General features: G+C 47.9%; 21 protein-coding genes. 2 read left to right on the top strand and 19 right to left on the bottom strand.

Annotated features, from left to right (window positions below; translation table 11 throughout):
* Window positions 1-46 precede the first annotated feature (46 nt).
* On the top strand, window positions 47-235 hold the full coding sequence (gene rpmB / locus ACQQ6X_RS05600) for a 50S ribosomal protein L28 (protein ID WP_013310881.1): 189 nt from the start codon (window positions 47-49) through the stop codon (window positions 233-235).
* 223 nt (window positions 236-458) lie between these two features.
* On the opposite strand, the gene spoVM is transcribed toward rpmB, so the two are convergent.
* From spoVM to ACQQ6X_RS05695, 19 genes are all read right to left on the bottom strand, one after another.
* Window positions 459-539: a stage V sporulation protein SpoVM gene (gene spoVM, locus ACQQ6X_RS05605; protein ID WP_010345573.1), complete on the bottom strand. Its 81-nt coding sequence runs from the start codon at window positions 537-539 to the stop codon at window positions 459-461.
* Window positions 540-929: 390 nt separating this feature from the next.
* The gene (gene rpe / locus ACQQ6X_RS05610) at window positions 930-1,598 is read right to left on the bottom strand and encodes a ribulose-phosphate 3-epimerase (protein ID WP_305164537.1); all 669 of its coding nucleotides are present in this window, start codon (window positions 1,596-1,598) and stop codon (window positions 930-932) included.
* Window positions 1,599-1,602: 4 nt separating this feature from the next.
* Window positions 1,603-2,520 (bottom strand): ribosome small subunit-dependent GTPase A, encoded by a 918-nt coding sequence (rsgA, locus tag ACQQ6X_RS05615; protein WP_305164538.1) that lies wholly within the window; start codon window positions 2,518-2,520, stop codon window positions 1,603-1,605.
* Window positions 2,521-2,593: 73 nt separating this feature from the next.
* A complete protein-coding gene (gene pknB / locus ACQQ6X_RS05620; protein WP_305164539.1) occupies window positions 2,594-4,873 on the bottom strand; it encodes a Stk1 family PASTA domain-containing Ser/Thr kinase in 2,280 nt (759 codons plus the stop codon).
* Window positions 4,870-5,646 carry a Stp1/IreP family PP2C-type Ser/Thr phosphatase gene (locus ACQQ6X_RS05625; protein ID WP_305164540.1) on the bottom strand — a complete coding sequence of 259 codons (777 nt, stop codon included), beginning with the start codon at window positions 5,644-5,646 and terminating at the stop codon, window positions 4,870-4,872. Before ACQQ6X_RS05625 ends, pknB begins: the two co-directional genes overlap by 4 nt.
* Before the next feature lie 6 nt (window positions 5,647-5,652).
* On the bottom strand, window positions 5,653-6,693 hold the full coding sequence (gene rlmN / locus ACQQ6X_RS05630; protein ID WP_149033556.1) for a 23S rRNA (adenine(2503)-C(2))-methyltransferase RlmN: 1,041 nt from the start codon (window positions 6,691-6,693) through the stop codon (window positions 5,653-5,655).
* A 186-nt stretch (window positions 6,694-6,879) separates the two neighbouring features.
* Window positions 6,880-8,295 (bottom strand): 16S rRNA (cytosine(967)-C(5))-methyltransferase RsmB, encoded by a 1,416-nt coding sequence (rsmB, locus tag ACQQ6X_RS05635; protein ID WP_305164541.1) that lies wholly within the window; start codon window positions 8,293-8,295, stop codon window positions 6,880-6,882.
* A complete protein-coding gene (gene fmt, locus ACQQ6X_RS05640; protein WP_305164542.1) occupies window positions 8,292-9,251 on the bottom strand; it encodes a methionyl-tRNA formyltransferase in 960 nt (319 codons plus the stop codon). The genes rsmB and fmt overlap by 4 nt, the downstream gene beginning before the upstream one ends.
* Before the next feature lie 6 nt (window positions 9,252-9,257).
* Complete coding sequence (gene def / locus ACQQ6X_RS05645; protein WP_063213624.1) at window positions 9,258-9,755, bottom strand: peptide deformylase; 498 nt, start codon at window positions 9,753-9,755, stop codon at window positions 9,258-9,260.
* Between the two features lie 131 nt (window positions 9,756-9,886).
* Entirely contained in the window at window positions 9,887-12,463 is a 2,577-nt protein-coding gene (gene priA, locus ACQQ6X_RS05650) for a primosomal protein N' (RefSeq protein WP_305164543.1), read from the bottom strand.
* Window positions 12,463-13,767, bottom strand: a complete 1,305-nt coding sequence (gene coaBC / locus ACQQ6X_RS05655; protein ID WP_305164544.1) for a bifunctional phosphopantothenoylcysteine decarboxylase/phosphopantothenate--cysteine ligase CoaBC — start codon at window positions 13,765-13,767, stop codon at window positions 12,463-12,465. The genes priA and coaBC overlap by 1 nt, the downstream gene beginning before the upstream one ends.
* A 90-nt stretch (window positions 13,768-13,857) precedes the next feature.
* The gene (rpoZ, locus tag ACQQ6X_RS05660) at window positions 13,858-14,061 is read right to left on the bottom strand and encodes a DNA-directed RNA polymerase subunit omega (RefSeq protein WP_013371850.1); all 204 of its coding nucleotides are present in this window, start codon (window positions 14,059-14,061) and stop codon (window positions 13,858-13,860) included.
* 121 nt (window positions 14,062-14,182) lie between these two features.
* A complete protein-coding gene (gmk, locus tag ACQQ6X_RS05665; RefSeq protein ID WP_013371851.1) occupies window positions 14,183-14,755 on the bottom strand; it encodes a guanylate kinase in 573 nt (190 codons plus the stop codon).
* Window positions 14,756-14,769: 14 nt separating this feature from the next.
* On the bottom strand, window positions 14,770-15,030 hold the full coding sequence (remA, locus tag ACQQ6X_RS05670) for an extracellular matrix/biofilm regulator RemA (RefSeq protein ID WP_005548256.1): 261 nt from the start codon (window positions 15,028-15,030) through the stop codon (window positions 14,770-14,772).
* A gap of 55 nt (window positions 15,031-15,085) precedes the next feature.
* Window positions 15,086-15,973, bottom strand: a complete 888-nt coding sequence (locus ACQQ6X_RS05675) for a YicC/YloC family endoribonuclease (RefSeq protein ID WP_305164545.1) — start codon at window positions 15,971-15,973, stop codon at window positions 15,086-15,088.
* A gap of 35 nt (window positions 15,974-16,008) precedes the next feature.
* Window positions 16,009-17,895: a bifunctional homocysteine S-methyltransferase/methylenetetrahydrofolate reductase gene (locus tag ACQQ6X_RS05680; protein ID WP_305164546.1), complete on the bottom strand. Its 1,887-nt coding sequence runs from the start codon at window positions 17,893-17,895 to the stop codon at window positions 16,009-16,011.
* Window positions 17,896-18,049: 154 nt separating this feature from the next.
* Complete coding sequence (locus ACQQ6X_RS05685) at window positions 18,050-19,075, bottom strand: hypothetical protein (RefSeq protein WP_305164547.1); 1,026 nt, start codon at window positions 19,073-19,075, stop codon at window positions 18,050-18,052.
* A gap of 158 nt (window positions 19,076-19,233) precedes the next feature.
* A complete protein-coding gene (gene dapF / locus ACQQ6X_RS05690) occupies window positions 19,234-20,064 on the bottom strand; it encodes a diaminopimelate epimerase (protein WP_305164548.1) in 831 nt (276 codons plus the stop codon).
* A gap of 108 nt (window positions 20,065-20,172) precedes the next feature.
* Window positions 20,173-22,971 (bottom strand): calcium-translocating P-type ATPase, SERCA-type, encoded by a 2,799-nt coding sequence (locus ACQQ6X_RS05695; protein WP_305164549.1) that lies wholly within the window; start codon window positions 22,969-22,971, stop codon window positions 20,173-20,175.
* A 229-nt stretch (window positions 22,972-23,200) separates the two neighbouring features.
* Here ACQQ6X_RS05695 and ACQQ6X_RS05700 point away from each other — a divergent pair, with 229 nt between their 5' ends.
* A complete protein-coding gene (locus ACQQ6X_RS05700) occupies window positions 23,201-24,949 on the top strand; it encodes an Rqc2 family fibronectin-binding protein (protein WP_305164550.1) in 1,749 nt (582 codons plus the stop codon).
* The last annotated feature ends 10 nt before the right edge of the window (window positions 24,950-24,959 follow it).

The raw sequence follows: 24,959 nt of genomic DNA on the forward strand, positions 1-24,959 counted from the left end.
CCATTCCATATGGAGTTTGGTTATTTTCAGAATAGGAGGTGGAATCATGTCTCGTAAATGTTCTGTAACAGGCAAAAAGCCTGGCAGCGGTAACCACGTATCTCACGCTAACAACCGTAATCGCCGTACTTGGGGCGTCAACGTACAAAAAGTTCGCATTCTCGTTAACGGTAAACCGAAACGCGTTTATGTCAGCACTCGTGCATTGAAAGCCGGTAAAGTGACTCGCGTGTAGTCGTAAAAAATATCGTTATAAACAAAAGGCACCTCGTTTTAAACGGGTGCTTTTTTGGTTGCTCAAATACTATCCCACTGATTCAGGAGGACAAATTATCAGGCACCTTCCCGCGCGTTCCTGTCGTTTACTGCCGAGCTACTCGTTCTGTTATGCCCGGGAAGCATGCCTTCTGTGTACCTTTGACCTTCATCCTACATTCTGTGTTAACATTACACTGATTTCAGTTCTTCTGGAATGTATTCAAAATGGCTTTGACGAATCCACCCAGAAATTTTGGCAGCTTGATTGTGTAAAACTTCATGCCTCACCCTCCCCATCATCCTCCTGCATCCGTTCTCTGTAGTTTATGCAACCTATCAAGGGTTGTTGCCCCACAAAAAAAGGCTACATGAGAATCCCGCTCATGTAACCATATTTATGCACAACCATCCCAGGCTATACCATCAGACAAGTCCGCGTACATAGAGATATGTTGAGAGTATGAAAATAAACAGAATATAATAAAGTACACTGCACACTACAAAACCGATACGCAAACCACGCCGTTCATTTTTACGAAAATAAAACATGACAATAAGAACTGCCAAAAGTGAAAGAATAGCGTTCCAAGGCGTCTTTACTAGCGAGAAACAACTGAGGGTCAGCCCCGTCACCATACTCGCTAAGGTCATCCATAGTGCTTCAGTTAGCTTCACTGGGACAAATGAGCAACACTATTCCGAATAGTAGTAATAGCAGCTGCGCGGTCTGCTTTGCCGTATACCGCACTACCTGCCACCAATACGTTGGCACCCGCTTCAAATACGGCTGGTGCGGTCTCCTCTGCAATACCTCCGTCCACCTCGATATGTACGTCTGGACGACCTAATTCGTTCAACCAAGCACGGATTTGTCTGATTTTATTCAACGTTTCTGGAATGAAGGACTGACCACCAAAACCAGGATTAACCGTCATCACTAGAATCATATCCACATTGGGCAGCACTTCCTTGATCGCGTATGGTGATGTCCCCGGATTGAGAGCCACTCCCGCCAACGCTCCTTGCTGTTTGATCAAGTGAATGACACCATGCAAATGAACACAGGCCTCAGCATGAACCGTGATGATATCGGCTCCTGCTTTTACGAAATCGCCAATATAACGTTCAGGGTGCTCAATCATAAGGTGAACGTCCAATGGGAGATTCGTATGCGGCCGAATAGCCTGAACGATAGGGGGACCCAATGTAATATTGGGTACAAAATGACCATCCATAACATCCACATGAATCCAGTCTGCTCCCGCTGCTTGAGCTTCCGCTACTTCACTGCCCAAACTAGCAAAATCAGCAGATAAAATCGACGGTGCTATTTTTAACATATGCTCAATACCTCCGCTTTTTTTCTTTTAATTCCTGATAAAATTGCAGATAACTGTCATATCTCCCCTGTGAAATATGTCCTTCTTCCAGAGCCTCTCTTACTTTACAGCCAGGTTCGTGAATATGCGTGCAACTTCGGAATTTGCAGCCTTCCGCATACTGTTGGAATTCTCGAAAACAAGGCGATAACTCATCCACGCCAAGCTCCAAAAAATCAAGTTGGCTAAACCCTGGTGTATCTGCTACAAACCCGCCGTTGTCTAAAGGAATCAGTTCCACATGGCGAGTTGTATGTCTTCCTCGTCCCAGCTTATTGCTTATGGCGCTCGTCTCTAGCGTTAACCCGGGCTCCAAAGCATTAAGCATGGAGGACTTTCCTACACCTGACTGACCGGAAAACACGCTGATTTGATCGGCCAACAGTTTCTTAAGCTCAGCCGTCCCCTCTCCCGTACGGGCACTAGTTACCAGCACCTCATAACCGATCTTCCGATACATTTCCTGAACCATCAGCACCGTATCATCTTCTGAAGGATCGCCTTCATACAGATCGCGCTTGGTCAGACAGATAATTGTATCCAGCCCGGCGTGCTCAATATGGACTAAAAATTTGTCCAGTAAGGGCAGGTTTAAATCCGGCTCACGCAGGGAAAACAGCAGCACGGCCAGCGTGGTATTAGCAACTGGAGGGCGAATCAGCTCCGTCGTACGCTTTCTAATCTCCTTGACCATACCTTCTCCGTTTTCAGTCAGTTCATAAACGACCCGATCACCGACAAGAGGTGTAATCTCTTTTTTCTTGAACAGGCCGCGTGCTCTGCATTGTACCGTAGCTTCGCCGGATACCGGACGCCCATCCTGATCCAGGCTGGAGACATAATAATATCCGCTGAGCGCCTTGACGATCAGACCTTCAGGCATGTGTAAGATGTCCTCCTTCATAAAGTTCAAGTTTCATTGTGTGGAACAGGTTAAGCTTCTTTCTCTCGTAAGTTTACTGATGCTGCACAGCCTCGATCACTTTGTCTTTCTTTTTGTGGGGACCGTGACCAGGTTTGTTTTTTTTGCTAACCGCCAACTCACTGCGCGCAGCTCCAGCAGAATCGGTTCCTGGGGCGAAGGCAGAAGGGTCACCATTGCCTTCTGTGCCCTCCTGGTTATTAGAGTCGCCTCCACCATTACCACTATCATTAGAAGATTCCCCGCTGTTTCCTTCCTCGCCGTTTCCATTTCCATTCTGCGAGGAAGTACCACCAGATGTATCGGTCGGTGTTGTTCCCGCGGGTGGAGCGATTTGAGGCATTGTCACCGTTCCATTTTTGGCATCAATATAAGAAACAGGATACGTATCAACAAACTTACCATCTCTATATACGGAGACGACACTATCTTTGTTCGGAGCCATCAGTAGGTTGATGGTAAACACCTGTGTCGTATTAATCGTACGGCTTCCCCATTCCTGATTTTCTCCACGTGCATCTGTATAAGTGATACGAATTTTACTGTTCTTGCCCTCTTCCTTCGGTGCCACAGGTACATTAAACGGTAACGTAATCGCTTCTGGCGGGTAACCAGTACTTACGTAAAACGTAATTTCCGTATTTGGGGGCAATTCACTGCCCGCCTCTGACGGCCATTGTTTGGTTACTTTTCCTTTTTCCTGCTCATAGCTAGATTCCTCTTTGATCGAACCAACCTTCAGCCCTGTTTTTTTAACCTCATTTTCAGCTTGGCTTTGCGTCATCCCCACCAGATTCGGCATTTTAACAGTGGCAGCGCCTTTGCTGACTGTGAGCACTACCTGAACCGAATCCTTATCAAATGGTTCATTGGCAGCGGGTGTCTGGCTAAGGACAGTCCCTTCGGGTTGATCACTGAACTGCCCATTTTGCTGAATCTGCGTTTCCTTAATTTGTTGGGCAGTCAGTAGCTTGACAGCATTCTCGTAGCTTTGTCCTTTGACATCGGGCATCGGAGTGAGCGGCTTGGCAATCCCCACCTTCAGACTAATCTCTGTGCCTTCCTTGACTTGGGAACCTTCAGGGTAGCTTTGGTAAAAAACAACTCCCGGTGCAATCCCCTCTTTATATTCATGCTGGATTGGCTCGTCAATGACGAGGCCTGCTTTACTTAGAATGAGCTTCGCTTGGTCTTCTGTTTGTGTCAGTACACTTGGTACTTTCACCTCAGGCACGACAAGTGCACTTTGCACATAATACACCACGCCGCCCATGCACAAAAGCAGCACTAACACTAGTGTTACCCAGAAGATCGCTTTTTTTCTACTTTTCTTGGACGATTGCTTGCCCGAAAGCTGTTCAGGCTCCCGTGTTTGGACAGGCACATCGTCACCACTGGAAGACACACCTAATTGTTGAGGCTTAATTGCCGGGATCACTCGCGTTTGATCCTCATCATCCAAATGTGCAAACTCCAGCTTGGATTCATTACGCCGTCCGGGTAGCAGACAGGTTTCCAAATCTCTTAGCATTTCGTCTGCCGATTGGTAACGTTCCTCCGGATTTTTGCGCATTGATTTTAAAATAACATTTTCCACACTTTGCGGAATCAACGGGTTAATTTTACGTGGTTCCTCAAATTCCTCTTGTAAATGCTTAAGTGCAACACTAATTGGGCTTTCTCCCAGAAAAGGCAGCTGTGCTGTCAGCATTTGATATAAGACAATACCTAAAGAATATAAGTCCGATTTTTCGCCAGTAACGACACCCTTTGCATGCTCAGGTGAAAAATAATGAACAGAACCCACAACAGAACCTGTCTGGGTAATGGTCGTTGACGTAACAGCTCGAGCAATCCCAAAGTCGGTAACCTTAACCCGTCCATTACGTCCAATTAAGATATTATGTGGCTTAATGTCCCGGTGAATAATCTGGTTTTGGTGAGCATGTTCCAGCGCATCACAAATCTGGGAAGCAATCCGCACCGCTTCATCCACTTGCAATGGTGCACGTTCTTTAATAATCTCATTCAAATTTTTGCCTTCGACGCACTCCATTACAATATAATGGATTTCATCTTCTTGGCCGACATCATAAATACTGACCACGTTCGAATGAGAAAGCGAAGCTGCTGACTGTGCCTCGCGCCGAAACCGGCGAATAAATTCCTCATCATGAACAAATTGCTGACGCAACACCTTAACCGCAACGTTGCGATTCAGCAAAATGTCTTGAGCCTTATACACCAGCGCCATACCACCGCCGCCGATGCGCTCAATAATTTCGTATCTTCCCCCAAGCAGGTGCCCGATCATGCTTCACACCCCTTTTCATTCAATGAAACCGTGTTGTCGGGCAACTCAAACAAAGCCACAGTAATGTTATCGTCTCCACCAGCAAGCAACGCCAGATGCAGCAGACGATCCGCACGTTCCTCCAAAGGATTTTCCGCGGCACCTACTACCTTACTGATCTGTTCCTCTGTTACCAAATTGCTTAATCCGTCGCTGCATAGTAATAGCACGTCGCCTTTGTCCAGCGTAACGGTGTCAATGTCCACCTTCACCTCGGAATCAGTGCCCAATGCCCGTGTCAGCACATTGCGACGGGGATGGTTTTCCCGCTCTTCCTTACTGATCTGTCCGTTCTTGAACAACTCATTAACTAATGTATGGTCTTCTGTAAGCTGACGCACCGTTCCTTTGGATATAACATAAGCGCGACTGTCACCAATATGCCCGATAATTCCAGATGCATTGTTGAGCAAAACAGCAACAACTGTCGTCCCCATATTATGATATTGGTCATCGCGCGCAGCCGTTTGGAAGATGACTTCATTGGCATGCAAAATAGCGTCGCTGAGCGCCGCCGTCAAAGAATGTGCGGATAATCCGCTCTCCAGCGTCGCCAAATCAGCGGCAAGTGTCTCTACCGCAAGGCGGCTGGCCGTATCACCAGCCAAATGCCCCCCCATACCATCGGCAACAATTCCCAGAATATAACCTTGCTCCAAGTGCCTGATCCAGGCAGAATCCTCATTTACCGAACGCACGCGTCCGACATGGCTGACATGAACTGTTTTGATCAAATGGTTTCACCCCAACTCCATATGCTTTGCACGCAACTGACCGCAGGCAGCGGCAATATCGTGACCCTGTTCACGCCGGATCGTCACATTGACGCCTTTTTCGGCAAGAATACGTTGAAAATTAAAAATATCGCTGCGCGATGTGCGTACATATTTACGCTCAGGCACATGGTTGACTGGAATTAAATTGACGTGACACAGCATGTCCTTCAACACATCCGCAAGCTCTTCAGCATGTTCCGCCTGGTCGTTTACCCCACCGATCAAGGCATATTCAAACGAAATTCTCCGTCCTGTCTTAGCAAGATAATAACGAAGAGAATCCATAACATCCTTAAAAGGATAACGCCGATTGACGGGCATCAGCTTCGAACGGAGCGCATCATTAGGCGCATGAATGGATATGGCCAGATTAATCTGTGTATCCTCGTCAGCAAATTTATAAATATTCGGTACAATGCCACTGGTTGACACCGTAATATGACGTTGACCAATATTCAGGCCCTTCTCATGAATCATTGTCCGCAAAAATTTCATCGTCGCGTCATAATTCTCAAAAGGTTCGCCTGAGCCCATAATCACAATGCTGCTCACTCGTTCATTCGTTTTATCCAAAATTTTCTGAGCCTGCACCACCTGTGCCGTAATTTCGCCAGCCGTCAGATTTCGTTTGAGACCTCCCAGCGTCGAGGCACAAAAAGTGCAGCCAATCCGGCAGCCCACTTGAGTCGTTACACAAATACTGTTTCCGTAATTGTGTCTCATGATAACCGTCTCAATCGCATGGTCATCGTGTAAACCAAACAGAAATTTAACAGTACCATCTTTCGATTCCAGCTTTGTAATTTCGTGCAATGTCACAAAACTGAATTGCTCCTCCAGCTTCTCTCGCAGCGCCTTGGACAAATTCGTCATCTCACTAAAGTTATTGACCCGCTTTACATACAGCCAGTCAAAAATTTGTCCTCCCCGAAAGGCAGGCTCGCCATTATTTTTGGCCCAGTCCTGAAGCTCTTCCAGTGTTAAATCATATATAAAAGGTTTCATCAATATTTGCACCCGTTCCTTCTTTGTTAAGTTCTGTTTGATCGCAGATCGTATTTTTCATTCTTCCTATTTTAGCACAAATCCCCGAGGGGGTAAAAATTTTTCGTCTTCATGCAAAAAACCGCCGGAGGTATCCGGCGGATTGTGGAAATACTGGTGGGCAGCTACCTTAAATTCTCTTTCGAGCTACTTTACCCGGCGTAGACGTGCGATATAAAATCCGTCACTATGGAAATCCTGCGGTAACAGCTGTACCGAGCCTTTCTGCATATTGTCCTTCTCGTGATTCATGTCTGGAAAAGAATGATCCTTTGCCAACTCATACTCTGGATGTTCGCTTAAAAACCGAGCCAATTGCCCTTCATTTTCGTCAGGCTCAATCGTACAAGTGCTGTATACCAGAATACCACCCGGCTTCAACAGTCCGGCCACGCTATCCAGCAACTCATGCTGCAGTTGAGTAATGTCGCGCACATCCTCTGCAGTTTTGCTCCAACGCAGATCGGGTTTACGGCGAATCACTCCAAAGCCGGAGCACGGCGCATCCAGCAAAATACGATCAAAAGAAGCCGGAGCATATCGTTTTTTTAGATCCAAAGCATCGCCGGTAACCGTCTCTACGGCATCCAGACCAAGCCGATTCGCTTGCTCACGGATTAATTGATGCTTGTGGGCATGCAGATCGTTCGCAACGATCCGGCCGCGATCCTTCATCAGTTCAGCCATATGAGATGTTTTGCCGCCTGGAGCCGCGCAGCAATCCAGCACTGTCATGCCGGGCTCAGGAGCGACCGCTTCGGCAACAAGCATGGAGCTTTCATCCTGTATAGATAATAATCCATCCGTATACCAAGAGGTAAGCGCCATATTTCCGCCGCTACGAACAACAATCCCATAGGGGCTAACGGACGAAGGAACGGCATCAACCCCTTTTCCAACCATCTCGTCCAGCAGCTGGTCACGACTGATCATCGTCGTATTCACTCGTACGCTGACCGCAGGGGGCTCGTTATTAGCCCTGCATATAGCCTCAGCTGTCTCTGCACCGTATTGCTTGATCCAGCGCTTAACTAGCCACTGCGGATGGGAATGTTCCAACGAAATCCGTTCCTCTGCTGACAATCCGTCAGGAATACGTAGCTTGTCCGGCTCACGCAGCATGCTGCGAAGCACGCCATTGACCATACCGGATATCCCCTGATGTCCGCGCCGCTTGGCAATGGTCACTGCTTCGCTAACAACTGCATGATCTGGAACTCGATCCAGATATACCAACTGATATACGCTCATCCGCAGCAATGAACGTACCCATGGCTGAAGCTTGGCCGTTCCTTTTTGGACAAATTTATTCAGAAAATAATCCAGTGTGTTTCGGCGTGCGACTGTACCGTATACAAGTTCTGTCGTCAAACCTGCGTCACTTGCAGATAAGCCTGCCTGCTGAAGCCGGCGATTGAGCTCAAGATTGCTATACGCGCCCTCTTGCTCCACACCGATCAACACATCAAGTGCAACTTCCCGTGCCGTCTGTTTGCGAGTCTTGCCGGGTCTGGACCCTACACCCTTGCGTTGATCTCCCTGACGGGAGTGTCCCCCGCTCACCCGAGCACCATGCCAGGCTTCATCTGTCCGCCGCGTGCAAAGGTTCCAGCTTCCATAACCTTCTTACCTGCTGGTTGAACCTGAGTCAGCCAGAGGGTACCTTCACCTGTCTGCACTTCAATACCACGAGCGGTCAATTGAAGAACCGTCCCGGGTGCTGGAGCATTTGAGCCACTTGCTTCATTATTTATGGAAGGCTGCTCCGCAGCCCATATTTTAAAAACATTGTTCTCCCAGAGTGTAAACGCGCCAGAGAAAGGAACCAGGCCGCGAATCCGGTTGTATATTTGCTGCGCATTATCACTCCACGTAATGCGCTCATCATCACGGGTCAGGTTCGGGGCATAGGTCGCCTCGTCCTCATTTTGCGGCGTCCGGTCTGATTGCCCTGCCAGCAACTTGGGCAGTTCGTCCTGCAAAAGTCTAGCTCCGGCTACGCTCAGCTTCTCAAAAATGGTGCCCGACGTATCCTCCGGCTCTATAGCAACCTCAACCCGTGATATCATGTCGCCGGTATCCAGCCCTTCGGCCATATACATTAGCGTCACGCCCGTCACCGTTTCACCGTTAATAATTGCGCGCTGGATCGGTGCCCCTCCCCGATAACGGGGAAGTAGCGAACCATGCACATTTAGACAGCCGAAACGAGGCAGGTCTAACACAGACTTAGGCAAAATCTGCCCATAAGCCGCGGTTACGATTAGGTCGGGACGCAACTCCGCCACCTGAGCCACCGCTTCCGGCTGCCGCAGGCGGGTTGGTTGCAGCACAGGCAATCCGCGCTTCTCAGCTGCTTCCTTGACTGGTGTAGGCGTCAATATTTTTTTCCGTCCCTGGGGCTTATCTGGCTGAGTAATTACACCGACCACGTTATATCCGTTGTCCAGCAACATGTTCAGCGACGGCACTGCAAATTCGGGTGTTCCCATAAAGATAATACGAATATCTTGACTCATCGAACCTCACTCCCCTGTTTGACGGTTCGGTCCTGGTTGTTCCAGAGCAACCTCATATACTTTTTCTGCAATATCCGTGAACAATACTCCATTCAAATGGTCGATTTCATGCTGAAAAGCACGAGAAAGCAACCCTGTCGCTGTAACGGTAATAGCCTTGCCCTCGCGATCCAGTCCTTTGACTGTAACCTTCTCGGCACGGCGTACATCCCCGTTCAACCCCGGAATACTCAGACAGCCTTCAGGCCCCAATTGCTCTCCTTCTTCGGCCACAATTTCCGGATTGATCATTTTAATCAAGCCATGCTCATCTCCAGCATCTACGACGATGAGCCGTTTCAGAATACCTACCTGCGGAGCAGCAAGACCTACTCCTTCCGCTTCATACATCGTATCTGCCATATCGTCCAGCAGCTTTTGCACATTAGGCGTAATTTTAGTAACTTCCTTTGCAACTTTATGCAATACGTCATCCGGTTCCAGCACTATAATTCTAATTGACATGACAACAGAACACCTTCCTCTTTTCCTTCATTTAGGCTTAACTGTATTCATCACAAACGCGATTGCTACATTATCCTATGTACGGACGATTTGTCCGCATCAGCGGTACTAATAACTTTAGTATTTATACTCTACATAAGCATTTGCGGATCAACATCCAGACTAATCAGCAACTTTTGTGCCTGTGCAGATTCAGCCATTTCATCAGCTACTTGCTGAGCCAAACCAATGGCGTCGATATTTCCACGCCATTTTATCATACATTGAAATCGGTATCTATTCTTGATCCTCGAAATGGGCGAAGCTACAGGCCCCAAAATGTCCAGCACATCCGATGTAAGCCGGTCCATATTCCCGAACCAGCCTCGTTGTCTGGCTCGTCCTTGTAGTGTCGCTGAGTAATTTTCAGCCAATCGAACCAGTACAGGAAGCTGTTCATGAGAGAAGGTTACCAAAATAAGTCGGCAATATGGCGGATAATGCAAATTGCGGCGGTGTTTCAACTCTTCCCTCACAAAAGAAGCATAATCATGACGGCTGGCGTGGACCACCGAATAATGCTCTGGAGTGTAGGATTGTACGAATACTTCCCCCGGCAATTGATGCCTTCCAGCACGCCCAGCTACTTGTGTTAAAAGCTGGAATGTCTTTTCCGCAGCCCGAAAGTCCGGTAAATTAAGAGCAGAATCCGCAGTAATGACACCTACCAGCGTGACATCGGGAAAGTCTAGCCCCTTGGCTACCATTTGAGTACCCAGCAGAACATCTGCTTTTTTATCACGAAACTGCTTGAGCAACTTTTCATGAGCATTTTTTTCAGTCGTTGTATCGACATCCATTCGGACAACTCGTATACCAGGGAATAGCTTAGCCAACTCTTCTTCCACTCGCTGAGTGCCTGTACCGAAGTAGCGAATATGCTCACTTCCGCATTCCGGACAAGTCTGAGGGACATGCTCGGAATAACCGCAATAATGACAGCGTAAATTGTTCGACCGCTGATGATAGGTAAGCGAAATATCGCAATCCGGACACCCCGCTACATAGCCACAACTCCGGCACATGACGAACGTGGAGTGACCACGTCGATTCAATAGTAATACCGTCTGCTCCTTACGCTCTAATCGCTCTGCGATTCCATTATGCAGTGCGCGGCTGAACATGGAGCGGTTGCCAGCCCGCAGTTCCTCACGCATGTCCATGATATGGACTTCGGGTAACGTGTTCCCCAATGCGCGGGTTGGCATTTCAAGCAGCAACGGTGCAAACTCGTCATTGCTTTGGGACCGAGCGGCATAATAGCTTTCCAATGATGGTGTAGCTGAACCGAGAATAACGACAGCTCCGTGCTGGTGTGCTCTGCGAATAGCTACATCACGCGCATGGTATTTCGGGGTCTCTTCCTGTTTATAGGACGTTTCGTGCTCCTCATCCATAATAATGAGCCCCAGCTCACGAAAAGGAGCAAATACCGCCGAACGAGCGCCGATGGCGACTTTCACACGACCTTCGCGTATTTTTCGCCACTCATCGTACCGTTCTCCCCCCGACAACCTACTGTGCATCACGGCCACCTGGTCGCCAAAACGGCCTTTGAAACGTTCAACCATTTGTGGGGTTAACGAAATTTCAGGTACAAGCACAATAGCCTGGCGATTCTGCTCGATACAGCGCTGAATGGTTTGAAGATAGATTTCCGTCTTGCCGCTCCCTGTGACTCCATGCAGCAAATAAGCTCCTTGCTCACGCATGTCCAGCTGACGAACAACCCGTTCATACACAGACTGCTGTTCTGCCGTAAGCGGGAGAGGATCTGTAGGCTTGAAGTGTCTGCCCCGATAGGGATCGCGGAAGACTTCAACGTCTTCCTGTAATACATAGCCCTTATCTTCCAGTGCCTTAACCGTGGCAACCGAAACACCTAGCGAGGCCATTACTTCCTTCAGCGGCAGAGGTAGAAACTCGCTACGTTCCAGTAAAAAAGCAAGTACCTCCCGCTGACGCTGTGCCTTGGCAGAAAATTGCTCCAACGCCATGGATGCCTCATCTATGCTGATAGCCAGATCAACAGCTTTCATCGTCTTTTTGCTAAGCTTGTCTTTAATAATCTGGCTTTCCTGAAGCACTCCGCGGCGTAACAGCGATTTAATAACCTCTGCCTCCGCGGGAAAACGTCTACTGAGTTGCTGCAGCGGGACTTGCTCCTTATTCTGAATAAAGCTGACAATCTGGCGCTCCACCGGGTCACTCATGCCATCGTCGGTCAGAAGAGTCCATTCGATCTCATCCTCCTGATTAGACAACGTAGTCCGCTGTGGGTTCGTCCACTTATGCTGTTCGGCAATTGAGATATAACGTTCCGCCTTGCCCTTGAGCGCGGTAGGAATCATCACTTGCAGTGCCATAATTTGGTTGCAAGCATAACGTTCACTCATCCATTTGCCCAGTTCGACCAGATCTGGAGATAAGGGCGGTACTAAATCCAGCAGCTCCTGAATCGCCCTCATCCTGTATTTTGGCGGTTCCTCAGCTGGAACTACCGAGATAACAAAAGCCTGCACCGTCCGTTTTCCAAACGGCACAGCTACCCGACTACCTGGCTCAATCCAAGGCCTCATGGAATCCGGTATTAGATAATCGAAGGTACGATCTGTATCTTTGGCAGGTACATCGACAATAACCTTGGCAACTAAATTGCCCGTTTCCATTAATGCAGCACCCCACCCATGCGTTCCGCGGCCAGAGTAAGCAATTTACGCGCAACTTCTTCCTTTGACTGTACAGGGATCTGCTCTAACATCCCGCTTCGGTCATATATTTGAACAGCATTCGTATCCACACCAAAACCAGCACCCTCTACAGTTACATCGTTAGCCGCAAGCAAATCACAGTTTTTACGTTCTAATTTATCTATTGCATACGTCTCTAAATTTCCCGTTTCTGCTGCAAAGCCAATTAAAAATTGCCCCTTCTTGCTGCGTCCGAGTGATTCGAGAATATCGACATTCTTCACTAACTCCAGTGTGAGAACACTATCTTTTTTCTTGATCTTGGTCTGTGCCACCTCACGTGGTCGATAATCTGCAACGGCAGCAGCCATAACGACCATATCACTCGTTTCCCATTGCTTTAACACAGCCTGGTACATGTCTTCAGCTGACTGCACTCGTTCAAGCGAAATATCTGAAGGTGGCTCCGCGCTGGTATTGGCAGCAATCAAATGCACCTCTGCACCCATCTCCTGAGCCACTTTCGCAATGGCAAAGCCCATTTTACCGGATGAATCATTCGTAATATAACGGACAGGATCAATTCGCTCAATCGTGCCCCCAGCTGTAACAATGACTTTTTTTCCTGAAAGCGCCAATTCGTTCTTATTTACAAGTGGCTCAGATACAGAGTTCTCCGTAGATTCGCTTCCAAACCACCGTGGTTCAGACTTGATTGTAGCTTCAGGTTCCTGAGCTTGCTGATCAAAAAAGCGTTCGATCGTCTCCACAATAGTTTCCGGCTCTTCCAAACGTCCTTTGCCAACGTATCCGCAAGCCAGTAATCCTTCTCCAGGTTCAATCATCTTCACGCCACGTGATACGAGCGTCTCCATATTTTGCATGACGGCCGGATGAGTGTACATATGTACGTTCATCGCAGGGGCCACCATAATAGGTGCTGTCGTAGCCAGCAATGTTGTGGATAGCATATCATCAGCAAGACCATGTGCCATTTTTCCGATGATATTCGCCGTTGCCGGAGCAACCAGCACCAAATCAGCCGCATCCGCCAGATGAATATGAGATACGATGGACGGCTCTCTTTCATCAAATGTATCACTGTATACCGGATTGCGAGAGAGTGATTGCAGCGTAAGTTCGGTAATAAACTCCTTGGCAGAAGCCGTCATAATCACATGAACATCGGCTCCCTTTTGCGTCAACTTACTGCACAGCGCCGCCCCTTTATAGGCAGCAATCCCGCCTGTTATACCAAGAATAATAACTTTCCCCTTCAACATCGTTAACTCCCCCTGACCGAAAAAAATAACAACCTTGCGGTTGTCAAAGGAATTGGCATTGCGCCTGGCTATAATGATTGTCTATAATTCTTATTCTTCTTCGCCGCTTTCAAGTAAAAGATGATCTGCATAGATCTCTTCCAGAGCTACTCCAACCTGTTTGTGAGATTTAGGACTTTTCAAACTCGTCTTTTCGCCCTCACGCAACTGTCTAGCACGGCGTGATGCCGCTACAACCAGCGAATATTTACTATCTACCTTTTTCATCATTTCATCAATGGAAGGATACAGCACGAATAGACACCTCTTCATGTAGTTTTAAGCTGTATAAGCTGAACTCCAGTGTACACCTTCAAGCTCAGCTTATACAGTATTATTTCTCTTTAAATACGCCTGACATATGTAAAGCCCTCGCTTAAGGTCGAACCTTACAATGTTCGGCGATAATAATGGATTCTATTCGTTTACAAGCGAAATCAATCTCATCATTGACAACCGCATAATCATAGTGCCGCAACAGATTCATTTCGTCCACAGCTACCGACATACGATGATCAATGGTAGCTTGAGTTTCTGTGCCACGTCCACGAATTCTATCCTTTAATTCATCCAGTGAAGGCGGAAGCAGGAATATGAAAATACCTTCAGGGAATTTTTCTTTAACCTTAAGCGCGCCCTGAACTTCTATTTCCAAAAAGATATCTTTGCCCTGGGCAAGCGTCTGGTCTACAAAATCACGTGGAGTGCCATAGTAGTTACCTACATACTCTGCATACTCCAGCAATTCATCTCGTTCAATCATGCCTAAAAATTCTTCACGTGTTTTGAAAAAATAGGTCACTCCATCCTGTTCGCCCGAACGAGGTGTTCGAGTCGTAGCAGATACGGAATACGTTATCTCAGGTAGCTTTTCACGCAATGCATTGCCTACCGTCCCTTTACCGACACCCGAAGGTCCGGATATTACAAATAATAATCCCTTAGCCATAGTACACTCCATTTTTATTCGTCATTGTCATCATCTTTAGTGGATAGGCGATGAGCGACCGTCTCCGGCTGCACCGCAGACAGGATTACATGATCACTGTCTGTAATAATAACAGCCCGTGTCCGGCGGCCATAGGTAGCATCAATTAACATATGACGGTCCCTAGCTTCCTGTATAATCCGCTTGATCGGAGCAGACTCCGGACTGACGATGGAGATTATTCGGTTGGCCGACACGATATTGCCGAAGCCAATATTGATCAATTTGATTGCCATATTCAGGTCTTTCCCCCTATACATTGACTATTGCAGCCGTGCCGCTACCAGGTAGCTACTCAATATTTGCAGCCTGCTCACGAATTTTTTCAAGCTCTGCTTTCATCTCGACGACCAAATTAACCAATGTGAGATGATTAGCCTTGGAGCCGATCGTGTTGACTTCCCTGTTCATTTCCTGGATTAAAAAATCTAATTTGCGACCGGCCGGCTCGTCCGACAGCAGCAACCTTTTGCACTGTCCAAAATGACTTTGAAGCCGGGTAAGCTCCTCATCAATATTGCTGCGATCTGCGAATAACGCAATCTCCATTCCGAACTTATGTTCATCAAGCGTAAATGAACCGTCCTGAAGCTCTTTAAGCCTATGCTTCAGCCTGTTACGGTAGTCGCTCACAACATGAGGAGCCAACACCGTCATTTCCTGATGAAGGGATTCCAGACGTAAAATACGGGATTTCACATCCTGCGCCAAATGCCCGCCTTCTCGCCTTCTCATCTCCAGCAAGCCTTGCAAAGCCTCGTTCAAAGCTCGCTGTAGCTGCTCTTCCCAGTCCTCTTCGTCTCCATTGCGAGCCTCTCCAGGCTCACCCAGAACATCCGGCAAAGCGAGGATATCACTTATACCTAGCGTTCCTTTCACGCCATAACGATCCGCCAGCTGCTCCGCTGCACGCAGGTAAGCCTGCACCACAGTGTCATTCAACCGTGCGGCGGGTATCTGTTCTTCATCACGTTCCCTGTGGATGAATACATCGATACGACCGCGTTTAATCTGCTGTTGAACCGTTCTTCTCAAGCCATCTTCATAACGAGTCCATTCGCGTGGAATTCTCATCATCACTTCGCAGTAGCGGTGATTGACCGATTTCAATTCCAAGCGCACTTTATACCCCTCATAATGAAGGATAGCCTGACCGTATCCGGTCATACTCAATGACATCGGCATCACATCCATTATACTATTGTAATTGATTATTATAGTCGAAACAAGGGGGCCAGTGCTCGGCCTGATTTTTGCCACACATATGAAGTCAGCTCAGCCGTCATTTCATAGAACATAAAAGGAGTCATCAAATAGATTCCATTAAAATGTTCCATGGCCGTATCAAGCAACTCCTTGGCAATGGACACGCCCATTGCTCGTCCTTCCGGGCCCTCCAGCCCCGACATACGTGCACGCACCTCATCGGATAACTGAATACCGGGCACTTCATTATGCAGGTATTCTGCATTGCGGCCACTAGCCAGCGGCATAATACCGATAAAAATCGGTACCTCCAAATGCCGCGTCTCTTGTGCGATGGCTGTAATCAGCTCGGGATCGTAAACAGGCTGAGTCATAATATAATCAGCCCCGGAAGCAATTTTCTTCTCCAGCCGCTGTACAGCTTTACCCAAGTGCTTAACATTCGGATTAAAAGCAGCCCCCACCACAAAATTAGCTTTCTGCTTCAGCGGCTTACCGGAAAATGCGACACCATCATTTAGTTGCTTGATCATGCGTATGATTTCAAAAGATGTCATGTCATACACCGAACTGGCACCTGGTAAATCACCGAACCGCGCTGGATCTCCAGTAACCGCCAGTACATGATCAATACCCAATGCGTCAAAGCCCATCATGTGGGATTGAGTACCAATCAAATTACGGTCACGACATGCGATATGAATTAATGGACGCAAGCCTGTTTCAATACTAACCAGATGCCCAAGCGCCATGTTGCTCATACGAGTGACTGCCAGCGAATTGTCAGCAAGTGTAAGCGCATCGGCCCCAGCTTTCTTCAAGGCATGCGCACCTTGCATAAACCGGGTAATGTCCAGATCTCGCGGAGGATCCAGCTCTACAATGACCGTATGTCGTTCCTTCACCAGATCCACAATGTTGGGTTCGCTGGCATGTCTGCCATTTCCCCGTCCCCCTTCATTTGCTGTCTGCTCCACCACATGAATGGACTCTGTCGACAAAACTTCTATTGAAGCCAACGGGGGCGGTTGCACATTATTTAAAGCTTTGGAAATAGCAGCAATATGGTCCGGTGTAGTTCCGCAGCAGCCACCAATCAGCCTCGTGCCGAGATCTGCAAAGGATGTGGCGCATTCTCCGAAATATTCAGGTGATGCGCCATATACATAGTGACCATCCACATAATCTGCTAATCCCGCATTCGGATATACAGACAACGGTACAGACAAGGGACCATCTAGTTGCTCCATTACACTCATAATTCCCTGCGGACCGGAGTGACAGTTAAACCCGAGAATGTCAGCTCCTTCATTACGTAGAGTTGAAAAAGCTTCTGCCACTAAAAAACCATCTTGAGTACGACCAACCTGATCGACGGCAAATTGACAAATTACCGGAATATCACTGTATTTACGTACACTGTGAAGCGCAATGCGCATTTCGTCTAATGAGTAAAACGTTTCGCATAAAATGCCGTCAACCCCTTCGGACAGAAGGGCATCAATCTGCTGCTCGTAGTTTCTTGACAGCTCCAGCTTGGATATATTAAGACGTTTGCCTCCACAGATGGAACCAACCGCACCTACTACATAATGTTCAGGTCCGGCCGCAGCCTTGGCAATTCTCACACCGGCACGATTAATCTCTTCTACCTTGGATTCCAGTCCAAAGCGGGCCAACTTATAATCATTTGCAGAGAACGTATTCGTCTCTAGCAATCGTGAGCCTGCATTTAAATACTGACCATGCACGTCTGATATGACATCAGGTGAAGTAATGTTCAGTTCTTCGTAAGATGTATTTACTGGAAATCCTAGCTGGTATAAAAAAGTCCCCATAGCGCCGTCTCCGACAATAATTTCACGATTCAGCACAGTACGCAAATCCGGTTTCATGTCCTCTGCTCCACCCCGCTCTTTATTTTCATACTAATGTAACATAAAGAGACTACAAACATAAGCCAAAAACAAAAAAAGCCGCCTCACGTCCCGACAATATAGATCAGGTGTGAAGCAACTTGATTTGTCATTTTCTATTTTCACTACATTTTCATAGCATTTTCCCATCAGATGAATGGAGAGAGAGCTCGTAGAAGGTCCCTTTTTTATTCATTTTAGCCACAATAGAATCCGTCCCCTTTTGCTGTCTGAAAAACGTATATTGATTTCCTTGGACTTTTACTTTGTAGCCATCCAAATTGATATTAAACAACAACTGAGCCTTGGGCTTGACCAGCTTTAAAGCTTCTGCGGCGGTATATTTGGGGTTTGCAAAAGACTTTTTGAAGTCCGCGTCATCATTCCAGTCCATTCCAGATGTGGATACGGATAGCACTTTACCTGTTACTGCACCAATCTTAACCTCACTGGCCTCGCTTGCATCCTCAAACGACCAATAAGAACGCCCATTCTTCTCATCCTTATACCGTGAGGCATGCTGCACTGTAATTCGCTGTCCACTCACCCGCTTAAATGTATTCATTGCACGATTCAGTATCACAGGGTCCACCTGCTTCAGCGCATAGTCCGCATTAATGGTAATACTATTGCCCTGATCCACATCGACATACAATGAGGAAGCTTTTTCTCCAGTTCCCCAGAATACCCAGTAATTTGATGGCTTATTGGATTGATAAGGAGATTTGACCCGCCAGAATGCTTCGAATTGTAAGGGACGCTTGCTGTCAAACGCTTTGGCGCTGTTTAGCACTTTTTCCTTAAGTGGAGCGTTCATCGCCTTCCCCAAACTACCTATTTTATAGCGTATAGTTGTAGAATCTACTCTGTTTTTCTCTTTATTATATTCTGTCTGCAGCGTAGCTGTCCCGTCCTCCAATTCACCCTCGACAATCCAGGTTTTTCCCATATCCGTCACATCGTCAAATTGAAATGCAGTTTTGGAACCGATAAGTTCTTGTACTGCTTTTTCTAAACGGCTTACGACTGTCGGAGTTAACGAGCCCACCTGCTTGTCCGTCGTTTCCGTGGTCGCAGGAAAAGTCGCCGCTTGAACCGGAAGCGCGGTGGCTACAAGTATGAGGACTGCAATCGCTGAAATCCAATGAAATTTCCGCACTATGAACGGCCTCCTTCTCGTTTTCTCATTTTCTATATTATACATTGTTCAGACATCAAAAAAAGACAGAATCTCGCTTTGTTCACCATATTCCTAGTCAACAGCACCATAAAAGCTCAAAAAAAGAAGACCCACTAAGGTCTCCTTCCCCCTCACTTCTATATACGACCTTCGAACACAACCTCAGCCGGACCTGTCATATAAATGTGATTATCATCCACGCTCCATTCGATATCCAGATCGCCGCCCTTCAGGCTTACGATAGCGCGGCGGTCACTGTATCCATTCAGTACAGAAGCAACAAGCGTAGCACAGGCTCCGGTTCCACAAGCTAGCGTAGGTCCAGCTCCCCTTTCCCATACCCTCATATCTATATGGTTCCGGCTTCGTACTGTGGCGAACTCAACATTAGTTTTTTTAGGGAATAACGGATGACACTCCAGCTTTGGTCCCCAGGCCTCCAGTTCAAAGCTAGGCGCATCCTCAACATAAATGACACAGTGCGGATTTCCCATAGATACAGCCGTAAAGCGAAAGCCACTTCCTCCAGCTTCAATGGGCTCATTAATGACGCTAGTCAGATCCAGTGTAGTTGGAATTTTCAATCCTTCCAGAATCGGCTCTCCCATATCTACCTTCACCATACGTACAGTTCCGTTTTCTACAGTCAATTCAACCTGCTGCACACCTGCCCCCAGTGTCTCGATTGTAATCTGTTCACGGTTGATGTGCTTATTGTCATACACGTATTTGGCAGCACAACGAATAGCGTTACCGCATTGCTCGGCCTCCGAGCCGTCCGAGTTAATGATGCGCATGCGAAAATCTGCCTTGTTAGATGGCAATATATATACCAACCCATCGGCGCCAATACCAAAATGTCGATCACATAGCCGAACAGCTAATTCCGCGGCGTCAGACGGCAATTCCTGATGCCCGTACCAAACGATAAAATCATTACCCAGACCGTTCATTTTAGTGAATTCCATAGCTTCCCCCCGCTGTTGCTGCTGATCTCATGCTCCACTTCGAAGCTTTGATCCCATAATATCATACAGGGCAAGAGGGGGAAAGCAATGTGATACGTGACTCGAATGCTAGGCTGAAAACTTCGTCCGTCCCGCTGAAAAGTGTGTATTTCCGCCGCGGCGCCGGTTACGTCGACCACCCCATACACTTCCCGCTCCCATCAGGAATGTTGGAATTCCAGCTGCGACAATAGATAGTGCCCATTCACGCAAACCAAGTGGTACCGTTTTGAAAACAGGCTGCAGCACCGGCACATACATTACAACCAGCATCAGTACAATGGAGGACAGCACGGCGAGCACGAGATAACTATTTTGAAACGGATTACGATGGAAAACAGAACGGGAACTGCGGCAGTCAAATACATGAATTAACTGGGCCAGCACTAACGTAGCAAAAGCAACAGACTGTGCTTTGAGCAATTGCCCTGCATCATCCGGAGCAATCCGTAATGTCAACCAGAAGGCCGCAAGCGTACATAAGCCAATCAACAGACCCCGGCTAATGATTTTCCAGCCCAGTCGACGGGCAAAAATATTTTCCTTTGCGCCGCGAGGCTTATGCTCCATAAGATCCTTTTCCGGCTGATCCACCCCCAGAGCCATGGCCGGCAAACCGTCAGTCACCAGATTTACCCACAAAATCTGAATGGGTAGCAAAGGCAGCGGCAGCCCCGCCATCATGGCAAAGAACATCGTCAAAATTTCACCAACATTGGAGGCGAGTAGATAACGAATGAATTTACGAATATTCTCGTAAATATTTCGTCCTTCCTCAATGGCCGCTACAATCGTTGAGAAATTATCGTCACTCAGCACAAGCGCGGCCGCCTCTTTGGTCACGTCTGTGCCTGTAATGCCCATTGCAATACCGATATCCGACGCCTTGATCGCAGGTGCGTCATTGACGCCATCTCCGGTCATAGCTACGACATGTCCGCGTCTTTGCAGCGACTTGACGATTCTCAGCTTATGTTCCGGTGACACCCGCGCATACACGGAGACGGAATCAACGGCATTATCCAACGCCGTATCATCCATGAGAGACAGTTGCTGTCCCGTCAACACATGTGAGCCGCGTTGGAGAATGCCCAGCTGCTGTGCAATGGCCTCCGCAGTTGTACCATGGTCGCCCGTAATCATCACGGTGCGAATGCCAGCACGCCGGCACTTGCCAATGGCCTCGCGAACCTCGCGGCGTGGCGGATCAATCATGCCGGTCAGGCCGATAAAAATCAGTTGTGTTTCAGCTTCCTCAACCGTAGAGACACGCTCATGCGAGCGAACATCACGGTAAGCAACACCAAGTACACGCAGTGCCTCTGATGCCATACCTTCGTTGGCTGCCAATACCTTTTGGCGTAGCGTACCTGTTAACGGAACGACATTCCCCTCCCATAAAATGTAAGAGCACTGACCCAGCAGGACGTCTGGCGCTCCTTTGGCAAATACGATATGTCCCCCCCGGTGCCGTACGAGTACTGACATCCGTTTCCGATCCGAGTCAAACGGAAATTCTCGCTCCCGTGTGTACAGTTCATACAGCCCTTGTCGCGTGACTCCGCCCTTGGCAGCTAATGTGACCAGCGCTCCTTCTGTCGGATCACCTTTCAGCTCCCACACAGCGGCAGGTGTCGGCTCTTTAGTTTTCTTTTTCGAACGCAGCTCATCCATGTCGGCTTGAACAATTTCCGCATTGTTACAAAGTACACTGGCTTGCAGCAATCTACGCAAGGATTGTCCGTTTTTAAGGTCGGCAGGAAGATCCCTGTCCATGATATGACCATGCGGGTCATATCCTTCCCCCGTAACTCCCCAGAATCGACCATCCAGCCATAGCTTAGTGACTGTCATTTTATTTTGGGTCAGTGTGCCCGTTTTGTCGGAGCAAATGACAGACGCGCAGCCGAGCGTCTCTACGGAAGGCAGCTTGCGCACAATGGCCTTGCGTTTGATCATACGCTGTACACCCAAAGCGAGTGCAATGGTTACAATCGCGGGCAACCCTTCCGGTATAGCCGCCACAGCCAAGCTCACGCCGGCCAAAAACATGTTCATGGCTGGCTGACCATGCAAAATGCCCGCTACGACCACGAGCACGGTTAGCGCCAACGCCACGATGATTAAAATTTTGCCCAATTGTTCCAGTCTGTGCTGCAACGGTGTCTCCTGCGACTCCGTATTTTCGATCAAGTCTGCGATCTTCCCCATTTCAGTACTCATGCCTGTGCGAATAACCACGCCTTGTGCCGTGCCTCTGGTCATCATGGTGCCCATAAAACCGATGTTCTTTTGGTCCCCAAGAGGTACTTCGGCGGCATGAATAGGACGGGAATGTTTACTCACTGGAACCGATTCACCTGTCAGGGCAGACTCCTCCACATCACAGCCGTTTGTACTCAGCCACCTTACATCAGCGGGGATACGATCACCACTTTCCAGCAGCACGATATCACCCACGACCAACTCTCTGGCCTGAACTTGTATTCGTTTGCCGCCTCGCAGCACCTTGGCGGTTGGAGCCGAAAGCTGTCTTAACGCCCGCAATGAACGTTCAGCTCTGAATTCCTGCACAAAGCCGAGAATTCCATTTAATACAACGATAGCAATAATGGTAATTGCGTCCAAATACTCGCCGAGCAGGCCAGATATCAGGGTCGCTCCCATCAATACAAGCATCATAAAATCCTTGAACTGGTTGAGCAGCAGCAAAAATGCCGAAACACGCTTGCCCTCGCTCAGCTCATTCCATCCCGTCCTTTCTCTTCGTTCCGCAATCTGTTCCTCCGAAAGACCCTGCTTCGGGTCGACTTCCAGACTAGTTGAAAGCTGTTCATTGCTTAATTGGTGCCAGTGTGCTTGTTCCATTCTCCCCAATTCCCTCCCGGTCAGATAGTCCGTTTCCGTCGGTTGTGTGTAGGATGGCTGCCCGTTATTATATTTTTTGCCGCAATTGCTGATATGCTGGACAGACTTTCTTGATTCAATCTATTCGGACAGGACTTGAAATATCACAAAGCCGCTTAAGTTTTGTCCCAAAGTTATGTATCATAGAAGGAAGGCGAAAATACATTTGCTTCAAAGGAGAACATACATTATGGCATTGGACGGAATCGTAACCCGCGCTATCGTACACGAACTGCAAGCGATCCGGGGCGGGCGCATTAATAAAATACATCAGCCAAACGAGCGCGATATCGTGCTGAACCTGCGGGCACAAGGCGGGAGTGTAAAGCTATTGCTGTCGGCTAATCCGACATTCCCGCGTGTACATTTTACAGAGCAGAGCTTTCTCAATCCGACAGAAGCACCCATGTTTTGTATGCTTCTTCGCAAACATTGTGAAGGAGGCATTATTGAGAACATCACACAGGTGGGCATGGAGCGCATTATTCATATGGATATACGTCAGCGTGATGAGCTGGGGGATATTTCATTAAAGCGGATTATTATTGAAGTGATGGGTAGACATAGCAACATTATTTTGCTTGACCCGGAAACAGGCATGATGCTGGATGGCATTCATCATGTTACACCCTCAATCAGCAGCTATCGGGTCGTTATGCCAGGCTTTCAATACACGGAGCCTCCTGAACAAAATAAGTTGAATCCGCTAGAAGTCGAAGAAGCAGCCTTCATTTCCTCGTATCAAGCAGCCCTTGAGGCCGAGGAAGCCCCCAAACGCTGGCTCGTGAACACGTTTACCGGACTTAGTCCGCTTATTGCTGAAGAGATACTGATCCGAGCGTCTAATGAAGAAGCAGCTGGTGACAAGGATCGTCGACTGTGGAATACATTCAGTGTCATGATGGATGACGTGCGGAATCATCGTTTTCAGCCAGTATCTGGACTGAACGCACAAGATAAAGTAATATTTTCAGCCATTCCACTGACGTTGATCCAAGGAGAGCGTAAGGAATACACGACCATCAGCGAGTGTATGGAGGATTTTTTCGGTGAAAAGGCAGAACGGGACACGGTTAAGCAAAAGGTTAGCGACCTGCTGCGGTTTCTGCAAAACGAGCGGAGTAAAAACGTAAAAAAACTCGACCATCTTCATCAGGATTTGGCCGAAGCGGAAGATGCCGATCAATTTCGGATTTACGGAGAACTGCTGTTCGCTTCACTGCATGAGGTAAAAAAGGGGGACAAGGAAGTAACACTCACCAACTTTTATGACGAGGAACAGCGTGCGATCACCATTCCATTGGACCCGCTACTCAACCCTTCAGATAACGCACAGCGTTATTTTAAAAAGTACAACAAATATAAAAACAGTTTGGCTGTTATTGACGAACAATTAGAGAAGACGCACGAAGAAATTCGCTATATGGACAATCTTCTTCAGCAGCTAGCCCATGCCTCTATCAACGATATTGAAGAGATTCGTGACGAGCTGGTTCAGCAAGGTTATCTCAGAGATCGAGTTAAAAAAGGAAAGAAAAAGAAGAAAAATGACCGTCCAACCTTGCATGTATATACATCATCTGAAGGGATCGAGCTGCTGGTCGGCAAAAACAACTTACAGAATGAATATGTGACCAATCGACTGGCCGGACCTAATGACACGTGGCTGCATACCAAAGATATTCCAGGGTCACACGTCGTTATTCGTGCCGAGAAATTCGGAGATGCGACGTTGGAGGAAGCAGCTCAACTGGCTGCCTATTTTAGTCAAGCCAAGCAGTCCAGCAGCGTACCTGTAGACGCCACCTTGATTCGGCATGTACGCAAGCCCAGCGGAGCGAAGCCCGGCTTTGTCATCTACGATCATCAGCGTACGCTCTATATCACACCTGATGAGGAACTGGTCAAAAAGCTGCCGAATCGTATCAAAAACGGCTAGCTCCCACCAA

Source organism: Paenibacillus ottowii, from assembly GCF_050516475.1.
Lineage (GTDB): Bacteria > Bacillota > Bacilli > Paenibacillales > Paenibacillaceae > Paenibacillus > Paenibacillus ottowii.

Bases quoted from the DNA above. Each gene is read 5' to 3' on its own strand.
- rpmB (WP_013310881.1), top strand. From the start codon at position 47: ATGTCTCGTAAATGTTCTGTAACAGGCAAAAAGCCTGGCAGCGGTAAC.
- spoVM (WP_010345573.1), bottom strand. From the start codon at position 539: ATGAAGTTTTACACAATCAAGCTGCCAAAATTTCTGGGTGGATTCGTC.
- rpe (WP_305164537.1), bottom strand. From the start codon at position 1,598: ATGTTAAAAATAGCACCGTCGATTTTATCTGCTGATTTTGCTAGTTTG.
- rsgA (WP_305164538.1), bottom strand. From the start codon at position 2,520: ATGCCTGAAGGTCTGATCGTCAAGGCGCTCAGCGGATATTATTATGTC.
- pknB (WP_305164539.1), bottom strand. From the start codon at position 4,873: ATGATCGGGCACCTGCTTGGGGGAAGATACGAAATTATTGAGCGCATC.
- rlmN (WP_149033556.1), bottom strand. From the start codon at position 6,693: ATGAAACCTTTTATATATGATTTAACACTGGAAGAGCTTCAGGACTGG.
- fmt (WP_305164542.1), bottom strand. From the start codon at position 9,251: ATGAGTCAAGATATTCGTATTATCTTTATGGGAACACCCGAATTTGCA.
- def (WP_063213624.1), bottom strand. From the start codon at position 9,755: ATGTCAATTAGAATTATAGTGCTGGAACCGGATGACGTATTGCATAAA.
- priA (WP_305164543.1), bottom strand. From the start codon at position 12,463: ATGGAAACGGGCAATTTAGTTGCCAAGGTTATTGTCGATGTACCTGCC.
- coaBC (WP_305164544.1), bottom strand. From the start codon at position 13,767: ATGTTGAAGGGGAAAGTTATTATTCTTGGTATAACAGGCGGGATTGCT.
- gmk (WP_013371851.1), bottom strand. From the start codon at position 14,755: ATGGCTAAGGGATTATTATTTGTAATATCCGGACCTTCGGGTGTCGGT.
- remA (WP_005548256.1), bottom strand. From the start codon at position 15,030: ATGGCAATCAAATTGATCAATATTGGCTTCGGCAATATCGTGTCGGCC.
- ACQQ6X_RS05675 (WP_305164545.1), bottom strand. From the start codon at position 15,973: ATGTCATTGAGTATGACCGGATACGGTCAGGCTATCCTTCATTATGAG.
- ACQQ6X_RS05680 (WP_305164546.1), bottom strand. From the start codon at position 17,895: ATGAAACCGGATTTGCGTACTGTGCTGAATCGTGAAATTATTGTCGGA.
- dapF (WP_305164548.1), bottom strand. From the start codon at position 20,064: ATGGAATTCACTAAAATGAACGGTCTGGGTAATGATTTTATCGTTTGG.
- ACQQ6X_RS05695 (WP_305164549.1), bottom strand. From the start codon at position 22,971: ATGGAACAAGCACACTGGCACCAATTAAGCAATGAACAGCTTTCAACT.
- ACQQ6X_RS05700 (WP_305164550.1), top strand. From the start codon at position 23,201: ATGGCATTGGACGGAATCGTAACCCGCGCTATCGTACACGAACTGCAA.